Origin of the sequence: Pseudarthrobacter chlorophenolicus A6 (assembly GCF_000022025.1) — a bacterium.
GTDB classification, from domain to species: domain Bacteria; phylum Actinomycetota; class Actinomycetes; order Actinomycetales; family Micrococcaceae; genus Arthrobacter; species Arthrobacter chlorophenolicus.
Genome location: NC_011886.1, coordinates 1341942 through 1367275, shown reverse-complemented (window position 1 = coordinate 1367275; position 25334 = coordinate 1341942). Strand labels below are relative to the sequence as shown.

At 66.2% G+C, this 25334-nt stretch carries 23 protein-coding genes, 1 tRNA gene and 1 pseudogene; 9 read left to right on the top strand and 16 right to left on the bottom strand.

Annotated elements, in window-relative coordinates; all coding sequences use genetic code 11:
* Positions 1-235: 235 nt before the first annotated feature.
* Positions 236-877, top strand: coding sequence for a PAQR family membrane homeostasis protein TrhA (trhA, locus tag ACHL_RS06245; protein ID WP_043794542.1), 642 nt, complete (start codon positions 236-238; stop codon positions 875-877).
* Positions 878-923: 46 nt separating this feature from the next.
* On the opposite strand, the gene ACHL_RS06240 is transcribed toward trhA, so the two are convergent.
* The gene (locus ACHL_RS06240) at positions 924-1259 is read right to left on the bottom strand and encodes a hypothetical protein (protein WP_015936456.1); all 336 of its coding nucleotides are present in this window, start codon (positions 1257-1259) and stop codon (positions 924-926) included.
* Positions 1260-1356: 97 nt separating this feature from the next.
* Positions 1357-2262, bottom strand: coding sequence for a mycothiol conjugate amidase Mca (mca, locus tag ACHL_RS06235; protein WP_015936455.1), 906 nt, complete (start codon positions 2260-2262; stop codon positions 1357-1359).
* Positions 2263-2388: 126 nt separating this feature from the next.
* On the opposite strand from mca, the gene ACHL_RS06230 reads away from it, so the two are divergent.
* Both ACHL_RS06230 and greA read left to right on the top strand, forming a co-directional pair.
* On the top strand, positions 2389-2865 hold the full coding sequence (locus ACHL_RS06230; protein WP_043793830.1) for a DUF4307 domain-containing protein: 477 nt from the start codon (positions 2389-2391) through the stop codon (positions 2863-2865).
* A 142-nt stretch (positions 2866-3007) separates the two neighbouring features.
* A complete protein-coding gene (greA, locus tag ACHL_RS06225; protein WP_015936453.1) occupies positions 3008-3502 on the top strand; it encodes a transcription elongation factor GreA in 495 nt (164 codons plus the stop codon).
* A 78-nt stretch (positions 3503-3580) separates the two neighbouring features.
* On the opposite strand, the gene ACHL_RS06220 is transcribed toward greA, so the two are convergent.
* From ACHL_RS06220 to ACHL_RS06205, 4 genes are read right to left on the bottom strand one after another with little or no spacing between them, the layout of a single operon-like run.
* Complete coding sequence (locus ACHL_RS06220; RefSeq protein WP_015936452.1) at positions 3581-4216, bottom strand: rhomboid family intramembrane serine protease; 636 nt, start codon at positions 4214-4216, stop codon at positions 3581-3583.
* Positions 4217-4224: 8 nt separating this feature from the next.
* Positions 4225-5463: a threonine ammonia-lyase gene (ilvA, locus tag ACHL_RS06215; RefSeq protein WP_015936451.1), complete on the bottom strand. Its 1239-nt coding sequence runs from the start codon at positions 5461-5463 to the stop codon at positions 4225-4227.
* 3 nt (positions 5464-5466) lie between these two features.
* Positions 5467-6786, bottom strand: coding sequence for an AI-2E family transporter (locus tag ACHL_RS06210; protein ID WP_015936450.1), 1320 nt, complete (start codon positions 6784-6786; stop codon positions 5467-5469).
* A gap of 9 nt (positions 6787-6795) precedes the next feature.
* Positions 6796-7755 carry an aldose 1-epimerase family protein gene (locus ACHL_RS06205; RefSeq protein ID WP_015936449.1) on the bottom strand — a complete coding sequence of 320 codons (960 nt, stop codon included), beginning with the start codon at positions 7753-7755 and terminating at the stop codon, positions 6796-6798.
* 100 nt (positions 7756-7855) lie between these two features.
* Here ACHL_RS06205 and galT point away from each other — a divergent pair, with 100 nt between their 5' ends.
* Positions 7856-9004, top strand: a complete 1149-nt coding sequence (galT, locus tag ACHL_RS06200; protein ID WP_015936448.1) for a galactose-1-phosphate uridylyltransferase — start codon at positions 7856-7858, stop codon at positions 9002-9004.
* Positions 9001-10188, top strand: coding sequence for a galactokinase (gene galK / locus ACHL_RS06195; RefSeq protein ID WP_015936447.1), 1188 nt, complete (start codon positions 9001-9003; stop codon positions 10186-10188). Before galT ends, galK begins: the two co-directional genes overlap by 4 nt.
* 111 nt (positions 10189-10299) lie before the next feature.
* Here the strand turns inward: galK and ACHL_RS06190 are convergent, their stop codons facing one another.
* Positions 10300-11199, bottom strand: a complete 900-nt coding sequence (locus ACHL_RS06190; protein ID WP_015936446.1) for a Bax inhibitor-1/YccA family protein — start codon at positions 11197-11199, stop codon at positions 10300-10302.
* Positions 11200-11646: 447 nt separating this feature from the next.
* Between ACHL_RS06190 and ACHL_RS06185 the strand changes: the two genes are divergently transcribed.
* From ACHL_RS06185 to ACHL_RS06170, 4 genes are read left to right on the top strand one after another with little or no spacing between them, the layout of a single operon-like run.
* Entirely contained in the window at positions 11647-12942 is a 1296-nt protein-coding gene (locus ACHL_RS06185; protein ID WP_015936445.1) for a branched-chain amino acid ABC transporter permease, read from the top strand.
* Between the two features lie 9 nt (positions 12943-12951).
* Entirely contained in the window at positions 12952-13920 is a 969-nt protein-coding gene (locus tag ACHL_RS06180) for a branched-chain amino acid ABC transporter permease (RefSeq protein WP_015936444.1), read from the top strand.
* A gap of 50 nt (positions 13921-13970) precedes the next feature.
* Entirely contained in the window at positions 13971-15020 is a 1050-nt protein-coding gene (locus ACHL_RS06175) for an ABC transporter ATP-binding protein (protein WP_081434842.1), read from the top strand.
* Positions 15017-15790: an ABC transporter ATP-binding protein gene (locus tag ACHL_RS06170; protein WP_015936442.1), complete on the top strand. Its 774-nt coding sequence runs from the start codon at positions 15017-15019 to the stop codon at positions 15788-15790. Before ACHL_RS06175 ends, ACHL_RS06170 begins: the two co-directional genes overlap by 4 nt.
* A 66-nt stretch (positions 15791-15856) precedes the next feature.
* On the opposite strand, the pseudogene ACHL_RS06165 reads toward ACHL_RS06170, so the two are convergent.
* The 9 genes and pseudogenes from ACHL_RS06165 to eno form a co-directional block, all read right to left on the bottom strand.
* Positions 15857-17211, bottom strand: a pseudogene (locus ACHL_RS06165) (ABC transporter substrate-binding protein).
* A gap of 220 nt (positions 17212-17431) precedes the next feature.
* Positions 17432-17505 (bottom strand) — tRNA-Leu (locus ACHL_RS06160).
* A gap of 20 nt (positions 17506-17525) precedes the next feature.
* Positions 17526-18470: an N-acetyltransferase gene (locus ACHL_RS06155; RefSeq protein ID WP_015936440.1), complete on the bottom strand. Its 945-nt coding sequence runs from the start codon at positions 18468-18470 to the stop codon at positions 17526-17528.
* Positions 18471-18569: 99 nt separating this feature from the next.
* Complete coding sequence (locus tag ACHL_RS06150; RefSeq protein WP_043794539.1) at positions 18570-20030, bottom strand: NAD(P)/FAD-dependent oxidoreductase; 1461 nt, start codon at positions 20028-20030, stop codon at positions 18570-18572.
* A 60-nt stretch (positions 20031-20090) separates the two neighbouring features.
* The gene (locus tag ACHL_RS06145) at positions 20091-21467 is read right to left on the bottom strand and encodes a S8 family serine peptidase (protein WP_015936438.1); all 1377 of its coding nucleotides are present in this window, start codon (positions 21465-21467) and stop codon (positions 20091-20093) included.
* Positions 21468-21471: 4 nt separating this feature from the next.
* Positions 21472-22419, bottom strand: coding sequence for a Ppx/GppA phosphatase family protein (locus ACHL_RS06140; RefSeq protein WP_015936437.1), 948 nt, complete (start codon positions 22417-22419; stop codon positions 21472-21474).
* Positions 22416-23087 carry a DUF501 domain-containing protein gene (locus ACHL_RS06135; RefSeq protein WP_015936436.1) on the bottom strand — a complete coding sequence of 224 codons (672 nt, stop codon included), beginning with the start codon at positions 23085-23087 and terminating at the stop codon, positions 22416-22418. The genes ACHL_RS06140 and ACHL_RS06135 overlap by 4 nt, the downstream gene beginning before the upstream one ends.
* A gap of 27 nt (positions 23088-23114) precedes the next feature.
* On the bottom strand, positions 23115-23831 hold the full coding sequence (locus ACHL_RS06130; protein ID WP_015936435.1) for an FtsB family cell division protein: 717 nt from the start codon (positions 23829-23831) through the stop codon (positions 23115-23117).
* A 180-nt stretch (positions 23832-24011) separates the two neighbouring features.
* Entirely contained in the window at positions 24012-25292 is a 1281-nt protein-coding gene (gene eno, locus ACHL_RS06125; protein WP_015936434.1) for a phosphopyruvate hydratase, read from the bottom strand.
* Positions 25293-25334: the final 42 nt, after the last annotated feature.

Sequence of the window (25334 nt, the reverse complement as noted above, 5' to 3'; positions counted from 1 at the left end):
CTTCCTCGCTGTTCGTACTTGCACATCCTAGGCTACCGCCCGGGCGGCGCCTGCCGGTCGAAGGGGCCCCGGCACGGGGTGGCACTCATCGAGTTACTGATGGGTAACTTACTGGAACGTAGGTTATTCTGGACACATGAACAGCGACTCTTCCGAGGCTCCGCGCACGCCGCAACCGGAGGATGAAAAACCCGCTCCACCGGCAACCTCTCCGGTTGATGATGCCGCCATCAGGCTGGCTGAGCTGCTAATGATCAAGCCGAAGTGGCGGGGCTGGATCCACACTGTCGCGGCCCCGTTTGCCTTGGCCGCAGGTATCGTCCTGGTGGTCCTGGCACCCACCGCCGACCGCAAGATCACCTCGGCAATCTACGCCGCCACCGGCGTGCTGCTGTTTGGCGTCAGTGCCGTGTACCACCGCGGCAACTGGTCGCCGGTGGTCAAGCGGGTCCTGAAGCGGCTCGACCACACCAACATCATGCTGGTCATCGCCGGCAGCTACACACCGTTGGCCTGGACGCTGCTGGAACGGCAGCAGGCCATTCTCCTGCTCTGGATCATCTGGTCCGGCGCCATTCTGGGGGTGTTGTTCCGGCTCCTGTGGACTGATGCGCCGCGCTGGCTGTATGTACCCATCTACATTGCGCTGGGATGCGGTGCGCTGTTCTACCTGCCCCAGTTTTTCCAGGCGAGCCTTCCAGCAGCCATCCTCATCTGCGTGGGCGGTGCGCTCTACATCGCCGGGGCCGTGTTTTACGCCCTGAAGAAGCCGAACTTCAGCTACAACCACTTCGGCTTCCACGAGCTCTTCCACGCCTTCACCGTCTTTGCGTTCGCCGCCCATTTCACGGCAATCGCCATAGCCGTCCTGGGCTGAGCGTCAGGCTGGCCGTCAGGCTCCGCCAGCTTCCCCGGGGAAGCGTCTAGTCCCGCGGCAGGGAGTTGCCCTGGCCGTAGCCGTTTCCGTTGGTGTCCCGGGCTTCGTGCGGAGCCGCGGGATCTTCGCGGGCGTCCTCAGCCTCGATGTCCGCTTCGGCAGCAGCTGCGATGCGCTCCTCCTCCACCTGGGCCCGGTAGCGGACGCGCCGGATCCGCCGGACCATGTCCACGATGAGCAGCGCCGTGGCTACCACGAAAAATGCAGTCATGATGAAGCCCAGCAAACCGGGCGTCACCTGGTCCTCCGTGATCCCGTCGCGCAGGGTTGGTGTGGGCATCGGCGTGGGAGTAGTGGCCAGGCTGAGGAGCAAGTTTTGCACGTGTAATACCTTCAAGGGATCGGGTTGCAGCCGGACATATGTCGCGCCCGAAGCGCCGGAGGCTAACTTCTACGCGGCATAGAAATCGCTGCCGGTTCTATCTTAGCCCGGCAAACAGGTCCGTCTCGGGCAGCTCGGATGAGACCCGGGACTTGATCAGGGAGTAGTCCTCCCATGGCCACGCCCGCCGCTGCATGTCCGCTGACACGGCGAAGAAGAACCCCAAGGGGTCCACCTGCGTGCGGTGGGCGCGAAGGGCGTCGTCGCGCACTTCGAAAAACTCTCCGCAATCCACCTGGGTGGTGGTGGCATGTGCCGCGGGCGGCGGCGTGTGCCCCTCTGCATCGGACTCCAGCCATGCCGCAAGGCGTTCCGCATACGGCGACTGGAGCCCGGCTTCCTCGAGCGCAAAATGCAGCGCGCGGAAGCGTTCCGGGCTGAAAGCGCGGTCGTAGTAGAGCTTGCCGGGTTCCCAGGGCTCCCCGGCCTCGGGGTACCTGTCGGCGTTACCGGCGGCATCGAACGCTTCCACTGCCACTTTATGCGCCATGATGTGGTCCGGGTGGGGATAGCCGCCGTTCTCGTCATACGAGAGGATGACGTGGGGCTTGAAGGACCGGACCAGGCGCACCAGGGGCGCCGCGGCGTGGTGGAGCGGCAGCGTGGCGAAGGAACCTGCCGGGAGGGGCGGAAGCGGATCCCCTTCGGGCAGTCCCGAGTCCACGAATCCGAGCCAGCGCTGCCGGATGCCGAGGATCTTTGCCGCCCGGTCCATTTCCAGGCGCCGTGCGCCCGCCATGTCCCGCTTGGGATGCGGCTCGCCTTCCACGGCGGGGTTCTGGATGTCGCCGCGCGATCCGTCGGTGCAGGTGGCCACCATGACCTCTACGCCGGCGGCAGCGTACATGGCCATCGTGGCAGCACCCTTGCTGGATTCGTCATCCGGGTGGGCATGCACTGCGAGCAGCCGAAGCGGTGCCGGGGAGGTGCTGGACGCTGTCATGGAAGGACGGCTCCTCATTCTTCTTGGTTTGTGGCGGTGCAGGGTTGTGGCGGTATGCGGGCGGACGGACAGCGCCGCCTTTGACGGTGCAATTGGCCACCACGGGATGGGCACTAAACTGGTCTGGTGACTTCCCCGGACCAGTCGGCCCCATCCGCGCCCGCAGACACTAGCCTAGCCAATCGATATGGTGGCCAAAAGCGCAGGTTGACGCCCGCCGTCAAGCGCGCCATCGCGGGCGGGGCCCTGGCGGTCGGCATCGGTTTCCTGGCATGGGTCTCCACGTCGAATTCGTTGTCCGCCGTGACCTTCAAGGACGTGGGCTACAGCACGCCTGATGCCACTGTGGCCGAGGTGGACTTCCAGGTGACCCGTGAGCCCGGCACTCCCGTCAAGTGCGCCGTGAAGGCCCTCGATTCCAAGTACGCGGTGGTTGGCTGGAAGGTGGTGGACATTCCCGCCGACGCCCCTGAGGGAGCAGAGAAGACGGCCGACGGCGGGAGGACGGTTTCCCAGCGGGTCACGGTCCGCACGGAGTCGCTGTCCGTATCCGGCGTTGTGGACAGCTGCTGGGCCACGGACGGCTCCGGCCAGAAGGTGTGATGTGGACCGCTTGCTTGTTGGGATAAATCCAGGGGTTTGACTACAATGGATCAATACCTTCACCCCGCTGAGCTGGTTGCTGTTCCATAAGTGGCCACCGTGGCGGGGTCTTTTGCATGTAGGACCACTAAAGGAGAAGTCCGTGTCTACCACCAACAGCGCAGCTGCAGCCTGGCTCACCCAGGAAGCTTTTGACCGCCTGAAGGCAGAGCTGGACCAACTTTCCGGCCCCGGCCGGGCGGAGATTGTCCAGAAGATCGACGCTGCCCGCCAGGAGGGTGACCTCAAGGAAAACGGTGGCTACCACGCCGCCAAGGAAGAGCAGGGCAAGATCGAGGCCCGCATCCGCCAGCTGACGGTGCTGCTTCGGGACGCCCACGTGGGTGAATCCCCCGCCGATGACGGCATCGTGGAACCCGGCATGATCGTGGTGGCCCGGATTGCCGGGGACGAAGAGACCTTCCTGCTCGGATCCCGTGAAATTGCCGGCGATTCGGACCTGGACGTCTTCAGCGAAAAGTCCCCCCTGGGCTCTGCCATCCTTGGCCACAAGGAAGGCGAGACGCTGAGCTACGTTGCGCCCAACGGCAAGGACATCAAGGTGGAAATCCTGTCAGCGAAGCCTTACGCAGCCTAGTTTTCCCTGGCCGCAAAAGCGCCTGCCGCCCCAAAGGGCGGCAGGCGCTTTGTTGTTTGCAGCTTGTTAGGCGGCCGTTTATAGGGGAATTGCGCGGTCCCGCTGCCTGTCGGCGCCCGGACGGGGGCGGAGGATCAGTGCGGCCACCACTCCCCCGGCGGCTCCGCCCAGATGTGCCTGCCAGGAAACGAAGCCGGACACGATGGGCAGCATGCCCAACAGGATGCTGCCGTAACCCATGAACAGGACCATGGCCAGGAGGATCTGTTTCCAGCTGCGGTTGAAGAAGCCGCGGACCAGGAGGAAGGCAAAGAGTCCGAAGACGAGGCCAGAGGAGCCTACAGTGATCCCGCCGTCACCGATCAGCCAGACGGTGATGCCCGAGCCCAGCCAGCTGAGCGCGAGGGCGGTCAGGAAGACCCGGAGCCCGGAGAGGAACACCAGGAAGCCGAAGATGATCAGCGGAAAGCTGTTGGACAGCAGGTGGTTCAGGTTGGCATGCAGCAGCGGAAACGTGAAGATATCCAGGAGCCCATCCGCGCTCCTGGGCCGCAGTCCGAACGTGCGGGTCAGTGACCCCAGCGTCAGCGTGTTGAACAGCTCAATGACAAACAGGAGCGCAACGAACCCGCCCAGGACGAGCAGCCCACCCTTGGCGCGCGCCGCCGTCGTCTGCCGCTCCCGGAAGTCCCCGTTCCGCATCAGGCCAGCCATGCGTGCTCCTAGTGCACCACGATGGGCTGGAATCCTTCGGCACGCAACGCACTGAGGACCTGCTCGCCGTGCTGGTGGCCCTTGGTTTCCAAATTCACGGTGATGGAAACATCGCCCATGCTGATGGAGCCGCCCACGCGGGTGTGGTCCAGGCCGGTAACGTTCGCATCGTTTTCGGCGATGATCCTGGCGATGGTTGCCAGCGAACCGGGACGGTCATCCAGCATCATGCGGACGGTCATGTACCGCCCGGCCGCGGAAAGGCCGCGCTGGATAACCTTGAGCATCAGCATGGGGTCGATATTGCCGCCGGACAGTACGACGGCGGTGTTTCCCGGGTTTTCGATCTTGCCGTCCATAAGGGCAGCAACGCCGACGGCACCGGCGGGCTCCACCACCATCTTGGCGCGTTCCAGCAGGAAGATCAGCGCGCGGGCCAGCGAATCCTCGCTGACCGTCACAACGTCATCCACGAGTTCGCGGATGATGCTGAACGGCAGCTGGCCCGGCCGGCCCACGGCGATGCCGTCAGCCATGGTGGAGACCTTCTTCAGCGGCACCAGGGCGTCGGCGGCGAGGGAGGGAGGGTAGGCGGCAGCGTTTTCCGCCTGCACCCCGATGATGCGGATGTCCCGGCCGAGTTCCTTGGCCCGGGCCTTAATGGCGACGGCGACCCCGGCCAGGAGGCCACCACCGCCCACGCCCATCAGGACGGTGTCCACGTTGGGGATCTGCTCGAGGATCTCCAGGCCAACGGTGCCCTGGCCCGCCACCACATCAACGTTGTCGAAGGGGTGGACGAAGACCGTCCCGGTTTCGTTGCTGTACCGCTGGGCCTCGGCCAGCGCCTCGTCCACGTTGTGGCCGTGGAGGATCACTTCGGCACCGTGACTGCGGGTGGCGGCGAGCTTCGGCAGCGCAACACCAAGGGGCATGTAGATGCGGGCCTTGATTCCCAGGCTTTTGGCCGCCACTGCAACGCCCTGCGCGTGGTTGCCTGCAGATGCCGCCACGACGCCGCGTTTCTTCTCTTCCGGGGACAGGCGGGCCATGCGGACATAGGCGCCGCGGACCTTGAAGGACCCTGCGCGCTGGAGGTTCTCGCATTTGAAGTAGACCTCGCCGCCAACCTGCGCGCCCAGCGCACGGGACGATTCCACCGGAGTGCGCGCAATAATCCCGTCAAGCAGCTTCTGCGCCTCAAGGACATCGTCCAGCGTGACGGGAAGGGTTTGCAGGATGTTCACGTACTACTCTCCTCTAGGTTCGTCCCCGGCGCCCCGTTGGGAGGCGGAGCGGGCACCGCGGTGTTCAGCTGTGGTGCCGGCAGACGTGTCGCCTTCTCCGTCTTTCGGCGGGTCGACGTCTTCTATGGTGTTGTCCCCGCCAGCCGGAGCTGTCAGGGGCCTCCCGGCAACCACCGGCATCTGTTCATGTTCCCATGTTCTGGCGGCGATGTAGCGAATGGCCGAGTTTGCTACGGCCAGGATGGGTACCGAAAACAGTGCGCCCGGGATTCCGGCGAGGTAGGATCCGGCGGCAACGCTGAGGATGACGGCCACCGGGTGGAGCGAAACGGCCTTGCCCATGACCAACGGCTGCAGGATGTGGCCTTCCAGCTGCTGGACCGCAAGGACGATGGCGAGCATGATGAGTGCGTTGACGGGGCCGTTGGCCACCAACGCCAGCAGTACTGCAATCACGCCGGTCACCAGGGCACCCACCACCGGGATGAAGGAACCCAGGAACACCAGCACGCCCAGGGGAAGAGCCAGCGGGACACCAATGATCGCCGCGCCCACACCGATGCCGATCGCATCCACCGCGGCAACGAACATCTGGATACGTGCATAACTGACCATGGAGGCCCAGCCCTTGCGGCCGGCGCCGAAGGCGGCGGCCCGCGCCCGCCGCGGAAGCAGCCTGACCAGGAACGCCCAGATCCGGTCTCCCTCCAGCAGGAAGAAAATGAGGATGAACAGGGCGAGGAGCAAACCGGCGGCGAAGTGTCCGGCGGTACTGCCAAACGAGAGGGCGCCGCTGAGGATGCTGCTGCTGTTGTTCTGCAGTGCGTCGCTGGCTTCCTTGACGTACTGGTCGATCTGGGCCGCCGTCAGGTGCAGCGGCCCGTCGGAGAGCCACGTCTGGACCTGCCGCACGCCTTCGAGCGCCTGCTGCCACAGTTCGCCGAAGCCGATCACCAGCTGCCGGCCCACCAGGGCCAGCGCACCGGAGATCACTGCAATAAAGCCGAGGACCGTGATGGCGACGGCAAGGCCGGCGGGCAATCCGCGCCGCTTCAACCACGCCGTGACCGGGCTCAGCAGCCCTGCGAGGAGCGCCGCCACCATGACCGGGATGATGAGGAAGGTGATGTGGCTCAGCAGCCAGATCAGCGTGCCGGCCATCAGGAGGATGAGGCCGAGGCGCCAGGACCAGGACGCGGCAATGCGCACACCGTACGGGATGTCCCGGTCCAGCTCACGGTCGGTAAGGACCCGGAGGGGTGCTGCCGTGGCGGGGGCTGGAGATGGCCTGGACTGGCTGGCGTCGTCCGCGGTGGGCGTCATAAGGAAACTCTAACCGCCTGAGGCGGCGTGGTAGTCGATTCCCCACTCCATGGCGAAGGACTCCCCCGGTTCCAGCCAGCGCAGGCCGTCCCCGGAGTTGAAGGCGTTGGCCGGACCGGTCATCGGCTCGACGGCGAGCGCGCGGCTCCGGCCGGGGTAGACCGTGCTGACGAAGACGTGGACGTACTGGCAGGATTCGTCCTGCCAAAGGCTGACGCTTCGGCCGTCGGGACCGGCCAGCACGTGGCGGGCCTTGCCATCCTCGTACCCGAGGCCGGTGAGTGCGACGTCGACGTTGAGGTTGCCGATGGTGCGGCCGGCGCGGAAGTCGGTGTCGCCGTCGACGGGCGCGGAACTGCGGGGTATCAGCCGTTCATCGGCGATGAGCTGGGTGTCGGCCTGGACGGTCAGGACCAGTTCTTCGGCAGGCGTGTCTCCCAGCCGCAGGTAGGGGTGCGCACCGAGGACAAACGGTGCTGCCGCTGCCGAATGGTTGGTCAGGCTCTGGCGGACCGCGAGGCCCAAATCTGCGGTCAGCTCGTACCGCACGAGGTGCCGCACCAGGAACGGGTACCCATGCTGCGGAAAGACCGTGGCTTCCAGGGAAACGGAGTATGGCGATTCGTCCACCAGCGTGTAACCCACATTCCTGAGCAGGCCGTGGCTGGCGTTGTTGCGGGATACCTCGGTGATGTCCAGCTGCTGCTTTTTGCCGTCCAGGATCCAGGCGCCGTCCTCCACCCTGTTCGCCCAGGGCGCCAGGGTGATTCCTGCACCCCCGGGCGGGATGACGTCGTCGCCGTAGGTCTCGGTCAGGAGCACGCCGCCCCGGCTGTAGGAGCGGAGTCCGGCGGCGAGCTCGGTGATGACGGCCACGGCGTCGCCGCGGCGGAGTTCATACTGGCGCCCTGAGGCGAAGGCGCGCAGCTGCGGACTGGTGGATGTGTCGTGGGACGAAGACTGGGTCATGCGCCTTACCGTACCGCGGCGCCAGCAGCTGCGCAGAACGCTGAATGTTGTTTTTTGTTCTTAACTATTCATTTTTGGTTGAACATGCGAAAATACTTCCATGACAGCGATCACCAGCACCAGACTCTCCGACGGCCGGGAGCTGATCTATTTCGACGACCCGGGAACCAACGCGGCCCGGGCAGCAGGACCCGCCGACCAGCGCGGCCTGCCACCCCGGGGCGAGCCCGGTGAGGTCCGCTTCGATGCCCTCACGGACGAATGGGTGGCGGTGGCGGCGCACCGCCAGGCCCGCACCCACCTTCCGCCTGCGGACCAGTGCCCCATTTGCCCCACGACGCCCAGCAACCCATCCGAGATTCCCGCGGCCGACTATGACGTGGTGGTCTTCGAGAACCGCTTCCCGTCGCTTGGCCCCGCACTCGGCCCGGTTCCGGAAAACGCTGCCTGGGGAACCAAGGGCCCGGCCTACGGCCGCTGCGAGGTGGTGTCGTTCACGCCCGAGCACACAGGCTCCTTCAGCACCCTCAGCGAAACCCGCTCCCGCACGGTGATCGAGGCCTGGGCGCAGCGCACGGAAGCGCTCAGCTCGCTGGCGGGCATTAAGCAGGTGTTTCCCTTCGAGAACCGCGGCGCAGACATTGGCGTCACCCTCCACCACCCGCACGGCCAGATCTACGCCTACCCCTACGTCACTCCCCGGGCGGGTGTGCTGGGTTCGGCTGCCCAGCGCTACTACGAGAAGCACGATGGCCGCGAAACCCTGACCGGTTCCCTCCTCAAGGCAGAACGGCAGGACGGCAGCCGGATGGTGATGGAAGGCGAGAACTTCAGCGCCTACGTCCCGTTCGCCGCCCGCTGGCCGCTGGAAATCCACCTGGTGCCCCACCGCCATGTTCCGGACCTGGCGGCCTTGAGCGGGGAAGAGAAGGATGAGCTTGCCCACGTCTACCTGGACCTGCTGAAGCGCCTGGATGCCCTGTACCCCACACCCACCCCGTACATCTCCGCCTGGCACCAGGCTCCGCTGGTGCCCGAACTCCGCGCCTCCGGCTACCTCCACCTTCAGCTGACCTCACCCCGTCGCGCTGCGGATAAGCTGAAATACCTTGCCGGATCCGAGGCAGCCATGGGCGCCTTTATCAACGACACCACACCGGAAAGCGTGGCCGAGCGGCTGCGCGCAACGGTTCCGGCACCTGCCACCGCGGCCGCCGAGGCCGCTCCGTCCCAAGGAGTTCCCGCTTGAGCGCCGCACCCCACCCCACCGCCGATTCAGCAGTCCCAGGCACACAGGACCTGGCTGCCCGCTTTACCCGGGAGTTCGGCGCCGCCCCGGCAGGCGTCTGGCAGGCACCGGGCAGGGTCAACCTGATCGGTGAGCACACTGACTACAACGAGGGCTTCGTGCTGCCCTTCGCCATCGACCGGACTGCCCGGGTGGCTGTGGGCATCCGCCAGGACTCCACGGTTCGGCTGCTGTCAACGTACGGGGACCAGGGCATGGTTTCCGCCTCGCTCGACGCCCTGGAGCCAGGCTCCGCCAAAGGGTGGACCAAGTATCCCCTCGGCGTGATGTGGGCACTCCGCGAGCGCGGCATTGACGTTCCCGGAATCGACCTGCTGCTGGACTCGGATGTTCCGCTCGGCGCAGGCCTGTCCTCGTCACACGCGATCGAGTGCGCGGTGGTCACCGCCCTCAACGAGCTCACCGGCGCAGGCCTGGCAGCGCAGGACATGGTCCTGGCCACGCAGCGGGCTGAAAACGACTTCGTGGGGGCTCCCACCGGCATCATGGACCAGTCCGCATCCCTTCGCGGCGCCAAGGGCCACGCGGTCTTCCTGGATTGCCGTGACCAGAACGCCACCCTGGTGCCGTTCGAAACGGAACCCGCGGGGCTGGTCCTGCTGGTCATCGACACCAAGGTCTCGCACTCTCACGCCGACGGCGGGTACGCCTCGCGCCGCGCATCCTGCGAACTCGGCGCCGAGGTCATGGGCGTCAAGGCACTGCGCGACGTCCAGGTCGGTGACCTGGAGGAAGCCAGCGGGCTGCTGGACGAGGTGACGTTCCGGCGCGTGCGCCACGTTGTCACGGAGAACGACCGCGTGCTGCAGACGGTCGAGCGCCTGGCCGCCGAGGGGCCCGCTGCCATCGGCACACTGCTGGATGCCAGCCACGCATCCATGCGGGACGACTTTGAGATCTCCTGCCCGGAGCTTGACCTGGCGGTGGACACCGCCCGTGCCAACGGAGCCATCGGAGCACGGATGACCGGAGGCGGTTTCGGGGGTGCGGCGATTGCCCTGACCCCCGTCGCTTCCGAAGCGAAGGTGCGCGCCGCCGTCGTCCGTGCCTTCGCCGAGGCAGGCTATGCCGCACCGGACATCTTCACTGTCTCCCCGGCAGCGGGCGCCATGCGCGTCGCCTAGCAATCTGACCGGGAGGCCGGTCACGGGGAAGTCGTTAAACAGAACAGGCCCACCGGAAGGTGGGCCTGTTCTGTTTAACGAATCGGACGACGGCGGCCGCCGCCTTCGGTGCTAGTCGTCGCCGCGGAGGATGGCCAGCAGGCGGATGATCTCCACGTAGAGCCAGACCAGGGTTACCGTCAGGCCGAAGGCCGCGGTCCAGGAGAAGCGCTGCGGGGCGCCGCTGCGTACGCCGGCTTCAATGCTGGTGAAGTCCATGATCAGCGAGAAAGCAGCGAGGCCGATGGCCAGCAGGCCGATGACAACGCCAATCACGCCGCTGCGCAGGCCGAAGGGCTCCTGGGTGACGCCGGTCAGCATCATGACCAGGTTCACCACGGAGAACAGGGCGTAGCCGCCAAGGGCGATCATGAAGAAGCGCATGGCCTTGGGGGTGGCGCGGACCTTGCCGCTCTTGAACAGCAGCAGGGTGACGGCAAACACGGAAAGGGTGCCCACCACTGCCTGCAGGCCGACGCCCGGGTACTGGGTATCGAGGATGCGGGTCAGTCCGCCAAGGAACAGTCCCTCAAGGCCGGCGTAGGCCAGAATCAGCGCAGGGGAAGGCTGCTTCTTGAAGGTGTTGACGAGGGCCAGGACGAAGCCGCCGAGGGCGCCGACAATCATGAGCAGCGACGCCAGCCCCAGGCCAACGGTCAGGGTTACCGCCGCGCCGAGGATGACAACGCCGAGGCAGGCAGCCGTCTTGACGATCACGTCGTCAAAGGTCATCCGCCCGGTATCCGCCGGACCCGCCGACGGCTGGTTGTACATGTCCTGGAGCTGGTTGTCCGTCATGCCCTGCGGCTGGGCGTTCCAGGTCTGCTGGCCATATGGCGCCTGGGCGTACGGCTGCTGGCCGTAAGCCTGCTGACCGTAAGGGGCGCCGCTGTAGCCCTGCGGGGCAGGCGGTGCCTGGGTGGCTCCACGGAAGCTCTTTCCGTTGAAGATCGGGTTTCCGCCAAGTGCCATTGCGGGATTCCTCCATGCTGGGTGTGTGATGGATCTTAAGGTTTACGCTACCAATTCCCACGTAGCCGGCGCTCCTAAAGTTCCCGCCACCCTTCCTTGCAATGCAACCGTGACCTGCCAGCGGGCGGGCCGCGGTCCTGGAGACACCGCTACTCAACAAAGGTTGTTTCCCATGATCCGCGCCATATTGCAGACGCGGGGCCCCCAGTTGTTATCCGATCGCTACCAATATGGCCTGGACCACGGCATTCACCGGTTCCTATGCGCTGTAGCATAAGCCAAGCAGGGTGACGGAACTCACACTTGTGGGTGTCGGGCGTCATGGCAGTTTCCCCACCCTGCGACCGTTCGCAGCGGCTGCAATGGCGCGGCCTAGACCGCCCCCAAGTGGAGGTTATCAATTTGAGAAGTACACCCCAAGGCCAGCGGGCCGGAAGGCGCCTCGGTTTGCTGAGACTGTTGGGAGCCATCGGCGCTTCCATCTTCGCAATCCTCCTGGTGGCCGGACCGGCGAGCCAGGCCGCTTCCCCGTCACCGACAACACCCCCGTCGAACCAGACCTTCCAGAACAACATCAGCGGGTTCCTCCGTGACGACACCCGCGCACCCCTGGCGGACGTGACCATAACGGCAAAGAAGGGCGATTTCACCGGCACTGCCAAGTCATCGGCCAACGGTGCCTGGAACATCGGCGTGCCGGAACAGGGCACCTACACAGTGGAACTGGATGAATCCACGCTCCCCGAGGGCATCAAACTGGCTGACGGCCAGGACAACCCCCGCGACGTGACGTTCAGCCAGACCTCCAACCTGTCGGTGATCTTCGCGTTCGGCAAGGGCATCGTGGTGCAGCAGCAGGACTTCGGCCAGAACCTCCTGAACCGGCTGGTGGCAGGCCTGAGCTTTGGCCTGCTCCTCGCCCTGGCCTCGGTTGGCCTGTCCCTGATCTTCGGCACCACCGGCCTCACCAACTTCGCCCACGGCGAAATGGTGACCCTGGGCGCGGTGCTGGTCTTCGGCTTCAACGCCATTGGGCTTCCGTTCTGGCTGTCCCTGATCCTGTCACTGGTGGGCGGCGGCCTGTTCGGCTACGCCCAGGACCGCGGGCTATGGCGACCACTGCGCCGCCGCGGCACGGGCCTGGTCCCCATGATGATCGTCAGCATCGGCCTGGCCCTCGCGGTCCGCTACGTGATCCAGTTCTACTTCGGCGGCGCCACCCAGCAGCTGCCGTACGCCCAAAGCCCCGAGGTCCAGATCGGTCCGGTTTCCATTTCGCCGAACAACCTGTGGTCCCTGGGCATCAGCGCGGTGGTCATCGCCCTGATCGGCATCGTGCTGCTGAAGACCAGGCTGGGCAAGGCCACCCGCGCAGTGGCGGACAATCCCGCCCTTGCTGCCGCGTCCGGCATCGACGTGGACGCCGTCATCCGGCTGGTGTGGATTACCGGCGGCATGCTCGCTTCCCTTGGCGGCATCCTCTGGGCCTACTACCGCCCGGGCGTCACCTTCGACATGGGCTCGGCCATCCTGCTGCTCATCTTCGCCGGTGTGACCCTCGGCGGCCTGGGAACCGTCTTCGGCGCCCTGATCGGTTCCATCATCGTCGGCATCTTCGTGGAGCTGACCACCGTGTTCGGCCTCGCCGCCGACCTCAAGTACGTGGGAGCTTTGTTCATCATGATCGTTGTCCTCTTGTTCCGGCCGCAGGGCATCCTGGGCCGCCGCGAGCGCGTGGGTTAGGAAACAGACATGGATTTTGGCTTCATTCTTTCCAGCGCCGCCGGCGAAATCTTCAGCCCCACCACGGCCGCCTATGCCATGGCTGCCCTCGGGCTCGCCGTCCACTTCGGCTATTCGGGCCTGCTGAACTTCGGCCAGGCCGGCTTCATGGCCGTGGGCGCGTACGGGTTCGCGATCTCCACCCTGACCTTCGGCGTTCCGTTCTTCGTGGGGTTGCTCATCGCCATTGCGGCCTCCGCAGTCTTTGCGCTGCTGCTCGGCATCCCCACCCTTCGCCTCCGGGCGGACTATCTGGCCATCGTGACCATCGCCGCCGCGGAAATCGTGCGCTACATCGTCACGACCAACCAGCTCACTGCGGTCACCGGTTCCGCCAACGGCCTCGCGGCGTTTGAAGGCAGCTTCTACGCCATGAACCCGTTCCCGGAGGGTTCCTACTTCGGCATGAACAACCGCGACTTCTTCATCCGCGTGGTGGGCTGGGCCCTGGTGGCCATCTGCTGCACCCTTGTGTGGCTGCTGATGCGCAGCCCGTGGGGCCGGGTGCTGAAGGGCATCCGCGAGGACGAAAACGCCGTCCGGTCCCTGGGCAAGAACGTCTACGCCTACAAAATGCAGGCCCTGGTCATCGGCGGCGTCCTCGGCGCCCTGGCCGGCATGATCTTCACCCTGCCCCGCGGTGCCGTGCAGCCTGCCAACTACGGCACGGAACTGACGTTCTTCCTCTACACCTGCCTCCTGCTGGGCGGCCTGGGCACGGTCCTCGGCCCCGTCATCGGGGCGATGATCTTCTGGGTGGTCCTCTCCCTGACACAGGGCATCCTGTACGGCCTCATTGAGTCCGGTGCCGTTACGTGGCTGAACACCGTCCAGGCCGGGCAGCTGCGCTACATCCTGGTGGGCGTGGCCCTGATGCTGTTGATGATCTTCAGGCCGCAGGGCGTCTTCGGAAACAAGAAGGAGCTGGCGTTCGCGTGAGCATACACAATGAAAACCCTGAAACGTCCGGTGCCGCGGCGCCGGACTACATGACCGACAACCGCCCCATAGCCGCAGGTGAAACCGCGCCGGGATGCAAGAAGCGGGATCCCATCGTAGTGGCGGAGAACGTCACCCGCAGCTTCGGTGGAATCAACGCCGTGGATGTGGACTACCTGGAGATCCCACGGCACAAGATCACTGCCCTGATCGGCCCAAACGGTGCCGGCAAGACCACCCTCTTCAACCTGCTGACCGGTTTCGATACCCCCAACACCGGCAAGTGGCAGTTTGAGGGCCACAGCCTCGCCGGGGTCTCCCCCTACAAGGTGGCCCGCATGGGCATGGTCCGCACGTTCCAGCTCACCAAGGTGATGGGCAAGCTGACAGTCATGGAGAACATGCGACTGGGAGCGTCCAACCAACCCGGCGAAAGCCTGGCCAAAGCCCTGTTCAAGGGCATCTGGGGCGGCCGGGAGAAGGAGATCACGGCCCAGGCCGACGTCCTGCTGGAGAAGTTCAAACTCGACGCCAAAAAGGACGACTACGCCGCTTCGCTCTCCGGCGGACAGCGCAAGCTCCTGGAGATGGCACGGTCCCTCATGGTGCGGCCCAAGCTGGTGATGCTTGACGAACCCATGGCCGGCGTCAACCCGGCACTGACACAGTCCCTGCTGGACCACATCAAGAACCTGAAGGCCGAGGGCATGACCGTCCTCTTCGTTGAACACGACATGCACATGGTCCGGCACATCGCGGACTGGGTAGTGGTCATGGCGGAGGGCAAGGTTGTGGCCGAAGGCCCGCCCGGGGAGGTCATGAAGAACCCCGCCGTCATCGACGCCTACCTCGGCGCCCACCACGACGTCGACCTCGGTGACGCAGAGGGCATCAAGGAGCTCGCTGCCGAACTCGTTGCGGACGACGAATCCATCGTCGGCACCGATAACGCCGGGATCATCTCCCTGGACGTGGTCGGGGACGAGGCCGGCACCGCCAGCCCTGGGGAACAGTCCCCCGGTGACGGGCAACGCGGCAGGCGCGCGAACAGGGACACGGAAACCGACGGGAATGACCGGACAGACAGGGACACCCAATGAGCAGCACCAGCGCGGCACCGGCCGCCCAGCCCGTGGACGACGGCGAAGCAGTAGTAAAGGTCACCGACCTCGTGGCCGGCTACATCCCCGGCGTCAACATCCTGAACGGCTGCAGCATTGAAGCCCGAAAGGGCGAGCTGATCGGCATCATCGGCCCCAACGGCGCCGGCAAGTCGACCCTCCTGAAGGCCATGTTCGGCCTGGTGAAGGTCCACTCCGGCACGGTGGTGGTCCGCGGCCAGGACATCACCGGGCTGAAGGCCAACAAGCTGGTGACCCGCGGCGTCGGCTTCGTCCCGCAGACCAATAATGTGTTTGCGGCCCTCACCATCGAAGAGAACCTCCAGATGGGCATGTTCCAGCGGCCCAAGGACTTTGCCCAGCGGTTCGACTTTGTCACCGGGCTCTTTCCGGAACTTGGGAAGCGCCGCTCGCAGCGGGCCGGTTCCCTCTCCGGCGGCGAGCGCCAGATGGTGGCGATGGGCCGGGCGCTGATGATGGATCCCGCAGTCCTGCTGCTGGACGAGCCCTCAGCCGGGCTCTCCCCCGTCAAGCAGGATGAGACCTTCCTCCGCGTTCATGAGATCAACCGTGCCGGCGTCTCGGTGATCATGGTGGAACAGAACGCCCGCCGCTGCCTGCAGATCTGCGACCGCGGGTATGTGCTGGACCAGGGCCGGGACGCCTACACCGGAACCGGCCGCGAGCTGATGAAGGACCCCAAGGTGATTCAGTTGTACCTGGGCACCCTGGCGGACACCGTCGAATAGCCCGCAGCGTAACCACAAAGAAGCCCCCGTCCGGATGGACGGGGGCTTCCTTGTGCCTTGGAAAAGTTAGAGCTTGCCGAACTCTTCCTTGACTGCCGTGTACTTGTTGTCGTCCTGGTACTCGTAGATACCGATGTACGCCTCGGTGGGGTCACCGGCGTCGGAGAAGGTCACCGGACCGGACTGGCCGTCGTAGTCGATGTCCTTGCCCTCGCGGAGCAGCGTGACGCAGGCTGCGTAGGACGTGCACTTCTCGCCGCCCTCCGAGACTTCCTTCAGCTTCGCGGCGATATCCGTACCCTTGGTGCTCTTGGCAGCTTCCGCGGCCAGGGAAATCAGGTTGACGGCGTCGTAGGACTCACCGGCGTAGCTGTAGTCCTTCAAGGCCGGATCAATGGCGAGGAGCTTCTTCTTGAAGGCGTCCTGCGCGAACGTGCCGGGGATGGTGCCCCGGGCGCCCTTCAGGGTGCCGGCCTGGAAGTCCTTGCTGTAGTCGGAGGTGTTGCCGTCCACCAGGAACATCTGGGTGGGCTTGACTCCCTTGCCGGTCATCAGCGGAACGATGCTCTTTGCCTGGTCGAAGGTGATCAGGGCGATAGCGTCCGGCTTGGCGGCGAGGACCTTGTCCACCTGGCTGCTGAACTGGCTGTCGCCTTCGTTGAAGAGTTCCTCGGCAACAACCTGGCCGCCGGCCGCTTCAAAGGATTCCTTGATGTTCTTGGCCAGGCCGGTGCCGTAGGCATCATTCAGGACCACCATGCCCACGGTCTGGGCGCCACACGTTGCCATGTAGTTGCCCAGGACCTTGCCCTGGAGGACATCGGACGGTGCGGTGCGCCAGTACAGGCCCTTGTCATCCCAGGTGGTAAAATCCGGGGACGTGTTGGCCGGCGAGAACTGGATAACGCCGGCACCGGTGATCTGGTTAATGACCGTCTTGGACACGCCCGAGGACGCGGCGCCGATGATGGCGCTGACACCCTGGCCGAGCAATGCGGAGGTGGACTGGGTGGCGATGTCCGTCTTGGTGTCACCGGAGTCGCGGTGGATCACTTCCACCGGCTTGCCCAGCACGCCGCCGGCGTCGTTGACTTCCTTGATGCCGAGGTTCACACCGGCGATTTCGGGCGGGCCGAGGAAGGCCAGGGATCCGGTGGTGGGCAACAGCGAGCCGATCTTCAGCGGAGTCTCCGTGCTGCCGGTGGACGGCGGAACAGCTGCCGGCGCCGCGCTCTGCGTGGCTGCGGCGCCCCCTCCGGTTCCGGTGCGGGGCACGCGATGCCTCCGGCTGATGCGGAGGAAGCGGACTCGGACGTCGTGGGTGTGGACGAACCGCCGCACGCTGTCACCATGAAGGCGACGCCGATGCCAAGCGCTGTCAGCTTGGCAGCGCGGGTTCCCGCCTGGGGGAATAAAGTCATTTACGAGCTCCTCGATCTAAAGGTGCGAACGGCCTTTGACGCGAAAAATCAGGTGTTCCTGATTTAGCTTCAAGCTAATGCAAATCCCAAGCGAAGATAAGTGACTGAGGTCACATCCTTATAACAGTCGTTGCATATGCGAAATTAAACGGCAGAAGCCGCCCGCGGTGCGGGCGGCTTCCTTCGATTCGGTGCCGTTGGGCGGGCATCCTCTGCTCCGTACCCCAGGTGGGACTCGAACCCACAACACGCGGATTTTAAGTCCGATGCCTCTGCCAATTGGGCTACTGGGGCGTCGGGTCAATGGTATCCCGTCAGAAGCGTTCGAACGGTTCGGCGTACCGGAACGTCCCGTGCACCCCGCCCGGCCACAGCGCCAACGGCAGGAGCTGGAAGCGCCCGCCCCACGCCTCATCCGGCGGCAGCACGCCGAAGGACGCCGACGGGACGAATCCGAACCGGGGGTAGTACTCGGTGCTGCCGAGGAGCGCGATCCCGCTCTCCCCCGCAGCGTTGGCCCTGGCAATGGTCTCCGCCATCAAGGCTGATCCGATGCCCTGGCGCTGAAGCCTGGGTGTCACGCTGATCGGTCCCAGTCCGAGCAGCCCATGGCTGCCCACCCACCCCCGGGTGCTGATGACGTGGCCCACCACCTCGCCTTCCAGCACCGCCACCACGCTGAGTTCCGGAAGGTATTCGTCAGCGTCGAAGAGGGCCCGCAGGATCTTCACTTCGACGGGTTCCCCTTCCGCAGGAAGCCCGGTTGCCGGGGAGACGGCGAAAGCTTCGGCGGTCAGCGCCAGGATGGCGTCCCGGTCCGCGGGGGTTTCGGTGCGCAGCTGCAGGCCGGGACGGGGCATATCCCGGCTTTCAGCGGACAGATCGGCCAACACCTGCAGGGCCCGCTGCGCGTCGGCTGCAGGGACCAGGAGGTGGTCGTGAAGGAACCCCGCCAGGACGTTGCAGCTGATGCCGGCGTCCGTCAGGGCCCTTGCCACCGCCGCGGTGAGGCCCACGGCTTCCAGCGCCGAGTGGATCTCGAGCGTGATCCACGCAGCCACGAAGTCGTAGGCAAGGCCCAGCCGGTCGGCCTCCGCGCGGGGCAGGACGGCAGTCAGCCCTTCGGCCTCGCGGACGGCCGCCTCGATGTGGCCTTCCAGGGGCCTGCCATGGGGCCAGAGGACGTAGACGTACTCGCCGTCGCGCTGGACGGGACGCATCCCCGCCAACAGGGACTGGAAGTTCTTTTCGCCGGTCATGAGGCCAGTCTAGGAGGCGGGCGCGGCGGGCCGCACAATGCAAACGGCGGCCGCCCCCTTTCGGGGACAGCCGCCGTCGTGCTTGTGGCGCGAAGCCGGTTACTTGACCTGGGCCGCGACCGGTTCCTTGGACTCCACCACAGAGGAGCCAGCGGCCGGGGCCGCGGGAGCCGGGGCGGCAGCCGGCTTGGGTGCCGGGGTGGCGGCAGCCACGAAGGCGCCGCGCGGGTTGTCCAGGTCCAGCAGCTGCGTGGTGTCGCGGCCGGCGAAGAAGGCGATGATCCAGTTCAGGATCACACGGAACTTGCGCTCGAACGTGGGCATGGCCATGCCGTGGTAACCGCGGTGTGCCAGCCAGGCCAGCGGGCCCTTCAGGCCGATGCGGCCCAGCAGGTTGATGTTGGCAACGCCCTTCCACTCGCCGAAACCGGCCACAGCACCAAGGTTCTTGTGCTTGTAGTCCTTCAGCGGCTTGTCCCAACGGGAGGCCCACAGGTTCTTCGCGAGGCGCTTGGCCTGGCGGAGGGCATGCTGGGCGTTGGGGACGCAGGTACCGTCAGGCAGGCCCTTGCCGGTGAGGTCCGGAACGGCGGAGATGTCGCCGGCAGCCCAGGCGTTCTCGACGATGCCTTCGTCGCCGCCGATGCGCAGGTCCGGGAGGACGCGGACGCGACCGCGGGGTTCCAGCGGGAAGTCGGTGGAGCGGACCATGGGGTTGGCTTGCACGCCGGCGGTCCACACGAGGGTGTCCGCTTCGAATTCCTGCGCCGGGGTCTTGTCCGGAAGGTTGATGAGCTTCAGTGCGCCTTCAGCGCTGTCCAGCGAGGTGTTGAGGAGGACCTCAATGCCGCGGCTGCGGAGGTGCTCCACAACCCACTCTGCCTGGGATGCCGTGACCTCGGGCATGATACGGCCCATGGCTTCAACCAGGACGAAGCGGACTTCCTCCTGCTTGACCCGGGGGTTGTTGCGGACAGCGGCGCGCGCCATGTCCTCCATCTCGGTGATGCATTCGATGCCTGCGAAACCGCCGCCGACAACGACGAACGTGAGGGCCTTCGCCCGGGCAGCAGGATCGGTCATGGTGGAGCCGAGCTCAATGCGCTCGAGGACCTTGTTGCGCAGGGCAACGGCTTCCTCGATGGTCTTCAGGCCGATGCCCTTGTCCGCGAGGCCCTTGATGGGGAACGTGCGGGTGATGGCACCGGCAGCCAGGACGACGTCGAAGTACGGAACCTCGAAGGTCTCGCCACCGTCGGAGGGAGCGACCACAGCGGTGCGGTTGGCGTGGTCGATAGCGGTGACGCGGCCCTGGATCAGTTCGGACTGCTTGAGGTGCTTGCGGTGGGACACCACGGCATGGCGGGCCTCGATGTTGCCGCCTGCCACCTCGGGGAGGAACGGCTGGTAAGTCATGTAGGGCAGCGGATCAACGACGGTGACGATGCCACCTGCATTCGCGATCTTCTTCTGCAATTTGAGTGCTACGTACAGGCCGACGTACCCGCCGCCGACGACGAGCACCCGGGGACGGTCCTGGAGCTGTGGGGTGGTTGCCATGCTTTCAAGGATAGCCCAGTTTGTGAAAATCTTCACTAACTGCGTCAGGCACCCGTAACGCTACGGTTTCCGCTCGGAATCCACCTTGTCCAGGACCCCGGTTTCGGTATCGTCACGCGCCAGTGCAGGGTTCCTGGCCGCCCTGGTCAACTGGACGGCGGCCGCGGCGATGATCGCCAGGAACAGCACCGCGAATCCAATGACGACGGCGGCGCTGATCGCGCTGTCCCGCTGCGAGGGCGCCTCGGCTGCGGGCACCGTCGCTTCGGGAAGCGTGGGTACCGCGCTGGGGACGTCGGCGGTGGGCAGCGGCGCGGGGGTAGCGAGGTTGCCGCGGCGGTGGACGCGGATCCATTCGGCCACCGAGCCCAGCGGGTTGCTGGTTGCCTCGGGCACGTCGTCCTTGAGCGCGGCCTCGGCGTTGAGGATGCCGTAGCCGTACAGCGGGTCCTTCCCCGGAACGCCGGCGTCCTTGGCGGTGGTGACAATGCGGTTGATGACCTGCTCAGCGGTCATGGACGGCCATTTGGACCGGATCAGCGCCGCCACACCCGAGACGATGGGCGTGGAGCCGGACGTTCCCGCCCATTCGGCATAGCCGCCGCCCGGAAGCCCGCCCAGCAGGTCCTCGGCCGGGGCTGCGACGCCAATGCTGATGCCCTGGGACGAAGCGTCGACGCTGGCCGTGTTCTTGCGGTCCAGCCCGGCGACCGTCAAGACACCGGGAATGGTGGCGGGCGCGCCCACCTGGATGTTGCCACCCACGCGGTTGCCGGCCGCTGCCACGATGACCACGTCCTTCTGTTCGGCGTAGAGGAAGGCGGCGTCCCAGCTCTGCGGCCACTGCGGGGTGGTGCTGCCGAGGGAAATGTTGATGACCTTGGCGCCGTTGTCCACGGCCCAGCGGACAGCCTCGGGGATCTGGTCCTGGTCGCTCTTGCCCGAGGGGTTGGTGGATCCCAGCCACGTGGAGACGGAGAGGATCTCAGCCTCCGGGGCCACACCCACGATGCCGTCCGGCCCCTGGGTGGCAGCACCGGGCGACGGCTTAGGGCTGGCGGTGGCAGGCTGGTGGCCGCGGCCGGCCAGCATGGTGGCTACGAGGGTGCCGTGTTCGGGCTTGGAGCCGACGCTCTTCTGCCCGTCGGGCTGGCCGGCACCGGAGGCGTCGTAGCCTCCCACCACAGCGCCTTTGAGGTCCGGGTGCTGCGCGTCCACGCCGCTGTCGATGACAGCCACTTTGACGCCGGCGCCCTTGGAGACCTCCCAGGCCTTGGTGATGCCGGATTCGGCGAGCCAGTATTGCTTGTCGCGCCAGTCGTCGGCGTGGGCGGCCGGTGCGGCCACGAGGCCGGCGCAGAGGCCGCAGGCCACGAGGACAAGGGCCAGCACCGCCGACCCCGACTTCCGGAGTACGGATGCAGGTGAGGAAACCATGGAATCAGCCGATGCTCAGGGCAATGCCGTCGAGGATGTCGTGCTCGCTCGCCGTTGCCGTGGTGACCCGGCCGCCTGAGAGCCGGTTCACCTGCTCCAGGATGCGGCGCCACACCAGTCCCCCGGTGCCGATCACGTCCACCCGCCCGGGGTGCATGTAGGGCAGGGCCGCACGGTCGGCACGGACCATGCCCAGGAGGTCCGATGACGCGTCCCGCACCGTGTCGATGGGCAACTCTGCGCCGTGGATGGCGTCCGGCGAGTACTCGGCCAGGCCGAGCGCATGCGCTGTGATGGTAGTGATGGAGCCTGCAACGCCGACGACGGCGGTGGCGCGTTCCAGCGGGACGTCGCGGCCGGCGAGGGCAATGGCTTCGTCCACGTCGGCTTCCGCGGCGGCGATCTGTTCGGGGGTTGGCGGATCGTCTCGCAGGTGCCGCTCGGTCAGGCGGACGCAGCCGATGTCCACGGAACGGGCCGCGGTGACGCCGGTTCCGGTACCCAGCACGAACTCGGTGCTTCCGCCGCCGAGATCAACCACCAGCACTTCGTGTCCGTCCAGGATGGGCAGCACGCTGCTGGCACCGGCGAAGGACAGCGCGGCCTCTTCGTTTCCGGAGATGACCTCAGGGGCCACGCCCAGCAGGTCACGGATGCCGTCCACGAAGACGTCCCGGTTCCGGGCGTCCCGGCTGGCGGAAGTCGCCACGAACCGGATCTTTGCGGCGCCGTGCCGGCGGATGAGCTCAGCGTAGTCGGCAGTGGCCGCGAAGGTGCGTTCCAGTGCGCCCTGGGTGAACTCCCCCGTGGCGTCCACGCCTTCCCCGAGGCGGACCACGCGCATCTCCCGGACGACGTCCGTGAGGCGGGGCGTGCCCGTGCTGCGGTCGATGTCGGCGATGAGCAGGCGGATGGAGTTTGTGCCGCAGTCGATGGCGGCCACACGGGTCATTCCGGTGCCTCCGTTGCCGTAGCGGATTTCCGCACCGGCGCCGGCCGGCCCACGATGCCGGGCAGGCCCTGGGGTCCGTGCCGGCTGAGGTCCTTCGACGGAGCCTCCCCCGTGGAATCCCAGGCGCCATCGCAGTAGCAGCGGTCTGCGGTCCACCATTCCCGGATGCGGACCAGTGCCTCGTCCCCCAGGGGATTGACGCCGGGTCCGGCTGCCAGGGAGTGGCCCACCAGGACGTGCAGGCACTTGACGCGGGTAGGCATGCCGCCGGCGGAGACGCCGGCGATCTCGGGGACGGCGCCGATGCCGGACCGCTCCCCGATGGCATCCCGGGCGGCCAAGTAGGCCTCGTGGGCGGAACGGTAGGCCGCGGAAAGCTGGTCGTCTTCGGCGAGTTGGCCGTTCATCTCGTTCATGACGCCGGTTGCCTCAAGCCGCGAGACGGCGGACGTGATGACGGGGTGCGTCAGGTAGAACGTGGTGGGGAACGGGGTGCCGTTGCCCAGCCGCGGGGCGGTGGCGGCCACGAGGGGATTGCCGCAGACGCAGCGGGCAGGAATTTCCACCACATCGCGGACGGGGCGTCCCAGCTGCCGGCTCAATACGTCCAGGTCATGTGCGGATGGTTGGCGGGAGTTCTCCCGGGCGGCTGCCGTGTTGTTTTCCACTGTCGCGGGCCGTCCTTCCTGTTGCGTTTATTCAGTCGCCGCGCGCGTGATGGACTCCCACAGGGAATCCACCCACGGCAGATCTGCGGGGTCTTGGGCGGCTGCGGCACCGGGCTGGCCGCCGGTTTCGTCGGCCGGCAAATCGCTGCCGAATACCCAGTAGCCGGTTTCGCCCGGCATAACCATGTTAATGCGGTCGCGGGCCTGCTGTTTCACGTAGTTGGGGTCCTGCCACCGCGAGACCTGCTGCCGGAGGGCGTCCCCGGCGGCCTGGCGTGCGGCGATGTCCGCGTTGAGGGCATCGATTTCGGCTTTCTTATCGAAGAAAACCTTGACGGTGGGCGCCAGCATGATGGTGATGGCAACCATGACCACAGCCAGGGCCAGCATCCGTCCGGAGAACGCCTTGGCCGGGACGGGCTGCTGGTCCGCTTCCGAGGACGGGGTCCCGCCTTTCGGGCTGGCCTTCCCGGCCGCGGCGCCGCTCCGTGCGGTGCCCGCGGCGGGGGTCTTGGCCGGCGCCGGTCCGCTTCCGGATCCGCTGCGGGTTGCAGCCGGGCTGCCGGAGTTCCGGCCTGATGGTGAAGAGCCCGCCGCGCTGCCCGGCGCGTGCCCGGCGCCGTCCTTGCCGGAACCGAAGTGCGCCCTGATGACGTCGGCACCTTGCGCGTGCCCGGCGTCGGACGTGTCCTTGGCTGGGCGGTTGGGGGCGACCTTGGGAACTTTGGGACGGCGGGTGGCCATGACACTCCTGAAACGCGGCCTGCCTGCGGCCGCCACTGTCTGTGATGATCCTTTGTTGCCGCATCGCCGTTGATCATCAACGTGCGCCGGGCAACAACGGAGCGGACGGGCTGCTGCAGAAACAGCAGCGGTGGCTACGGTCTTTCAACCATAGCCACCGCCCGTTGGATTACGCGGCTACTAGCCCTTGAAACGCGGGAACGCGCTGCGGCCGGCGTAGCGTGCGGCGTCGTCGAGTTCCTCTTCGATGCGCAGCAGCTGGTTGTACTTGGCGACGCGCTCGGAGCGGGCCGGGGCGCCGGTCTTGATCTGGCCGGCGTTGGTGGCCACCGAGATGTCGGCGATGGTGGTGTCCTCGGTTTCGCCGGAACGGTGCGAGGTGATGGTGGTGTAGCCGGCGCGCTGGGCGAGGCTGACGGCGTCCAGGGTCTCGGTCAGCGAGCCGATCTGGTTCACCTTGACCAGCAGGGAGTTGGCGGTCCGGGTGTCGATGCCGCGCTGCAGGATGGCGGGGTTGGTGACGAAGAGGTCGTCACCCACCAGCTGGACCTTGTCGCCGATGGCGTCGGTGAGGGTCTTCCAGCCTTCCCAGTCGTTCTCGTCCAGCGGATCCTCGATGGAAACCAGCGGGTAGTCCGCAACGAGCTCTGCATAGTAGGCGCTCATTTCGCTGGCGGACAGTGCCTTGCCTTCGAACTGGTAGGCGCCGTCCTTGAAGAACTCGGAGGAGGCAACGTCCAGGGCCAGGGCGATGTCCTTGCCCGGGGTGTAGCCGGCGTTCTTGATGGCTTCCTGGATCAGGTCCAGCGCTGCACGGTTGGAGGGCAGGTTGGGTGCGAAGCCGCCTTCGTCGCCGAGGCCGGTGGACAGGCCCTGCTCCTTCAGCACGGACTTGAGGTTGTGGTAGACCTCGACGCCCCAGCGCAGGCCCTCGGAGAAGGTCTCGGCGCCGATGGGGGCGATCATGAATTCCTGGATGTCGACGTCGGAGTCGGCGTGCGAACCACCGTTGAGGATGTTCATCAGCGGCACGGGCAGCACGTGGGCGTTGGGGCCGCCCAGGTACTTGTAGAGCGGCAGGTCAGCGGAGGCCGCGGCAGCGTTGGCAACGGCCAGGGAAACACCCAGGATGGCGTTGGCGCCCAGCTTGCCCTTGTTGGGGGTGCCGTCCAGGTCCAGCATGGCCTGGTCGATGCTGCGCTGGTCGGTGGCGTCGAATCCGGTGAGGGCGGGAGCGATCTGGTCGATCACGGCGTCAACGGCCTTCTGGACGCCCTTGCCGAGGTAGCGGCCCTTGTCGCCGTCGCGGAGTTCGACTGCCTCGTGCTCGCCGGTGGATGCGCCGGACGGAACTGCTGCGCGGCCGATCTGGCCGTCAGAAAGCAGGACCTCCACTTCAACGGTGGGGTTGCCGCGGGAATCGAGGATCTCGCGGGCGTGAATGGCATCGATAAGCGCCATGAATTTGCTCCTTATGGGCGATTAACGGGGGATGTTGCAGAA

Excerpts from the sequence above, each read along its gene's own strand:
- mca (WP_015936455.1), bottom strand. The coding sequence starts at position 2,262 with ATGACAGCGTCCAGCACCTCCCCGGCACCGCTTCGGCTGCTCGCAGTG.
- ACHL_RS06220 (WP_015936452.1), bottom strand. The coding sequence starts at position 4,216 with ATGGCTGGCCTGATGCGGAACGGGGACTTCCGGGAGCGGCAGACGACG.
- ACHL_RS06210 (WP_015936450.1), bottom strand. The coding sequence starts at position 6,786 with ATGACGCCCACCGCGGACGACGCCAGCCAGTCCAGGCCATCTCCAGCC.
- ACHL_RS06205 (WP_015936449.1), bottom strand. The coding sequence starts at position 7,755 with ATGACCCAGTCTTCGTCCCACGACACATCCACCAGTCCGCAGCTGCGC.
- galT (WP_015936448.1), top strand. The coding sequence starts at position 7,856 with ATGACAGCGATCACCAGCACCAGACTCTCCGACGGCCGGGAGCTGATC.
- ACHL_RS06190 (WP_015936446.1), bottom strand. The coding sequence starts at position 11,199 with ATGGCACTTGGCGGAAACCCGATCTTCAACGGAAAGAGCTTCCGTGGA.
- ACHL_RS06180 (WP_015936444.1), top strand. The coding sequence starts at position 12,952 with ATGGATTTTGGCTTCATTCTTTCCAGCGCCGCCGGCGAAATCTTCAGC.
- ACHL_RS06175 (WP_081434842.1), top strand. The coding sequence starts at position 13,971 with ATGACCGACAACCGCCCCATAGCCGCAGGTGAAACCGCGCCGGGATGC.
- ACHL_RS06170 (WP_015936442.1), top strand. The coding sequence starts at position 15,017 with ATGAGCAGCACCAGCGCGGCACCGGCCGCCCAGCCCGTGGACGACGGC.
- ACHL_RS06155 (WP_015936440.1), bottom strand. The coding sequence starts at position 18,470 with ATGACCGGCGAAAAGAACTTCCAGTCCCTGTTGGCGGGGATGCGTCCC.
- ACHL_RS06150 (WP_043794539.1), bottom strand. The coding sequence starts at position 20,030 with ATGGCAACCACCCCACAGCTCCAGGACCGTCCCCGGGTGCTCGTCGTC.
- ACHL_RS06145 (WP_015936438.1), bottom strand. The coding sequence starts at position 21,467 with ATGGTTTCCTCACCTGCATCCGTACTCCGGAAGTCGGGGTCGGCGGTG.
- ACHL_RS06140 (WP_015936437.1), bottom strand. The coding sequence starts at position 22,419 with ATGACCCGTGTGGCCGCCATCGACTGCGGCACAAACTCCATCCGCCTG.
- ACHL_RS06130 (WP_015936435.1), bottom strand. The coding sequence starts at position 23,831 with ATGGCCACCCGCCGTCCCAAAGTTCCCAAGGTCGCCCCCAACCGCCCA.
- eno (WP_015936434.1), bottom strand. The coding sequence starts at position 25,292 with ATGGCGCTTATCGATGCCATTCACGCCCGCGAGATCCTCGATTCCCGC.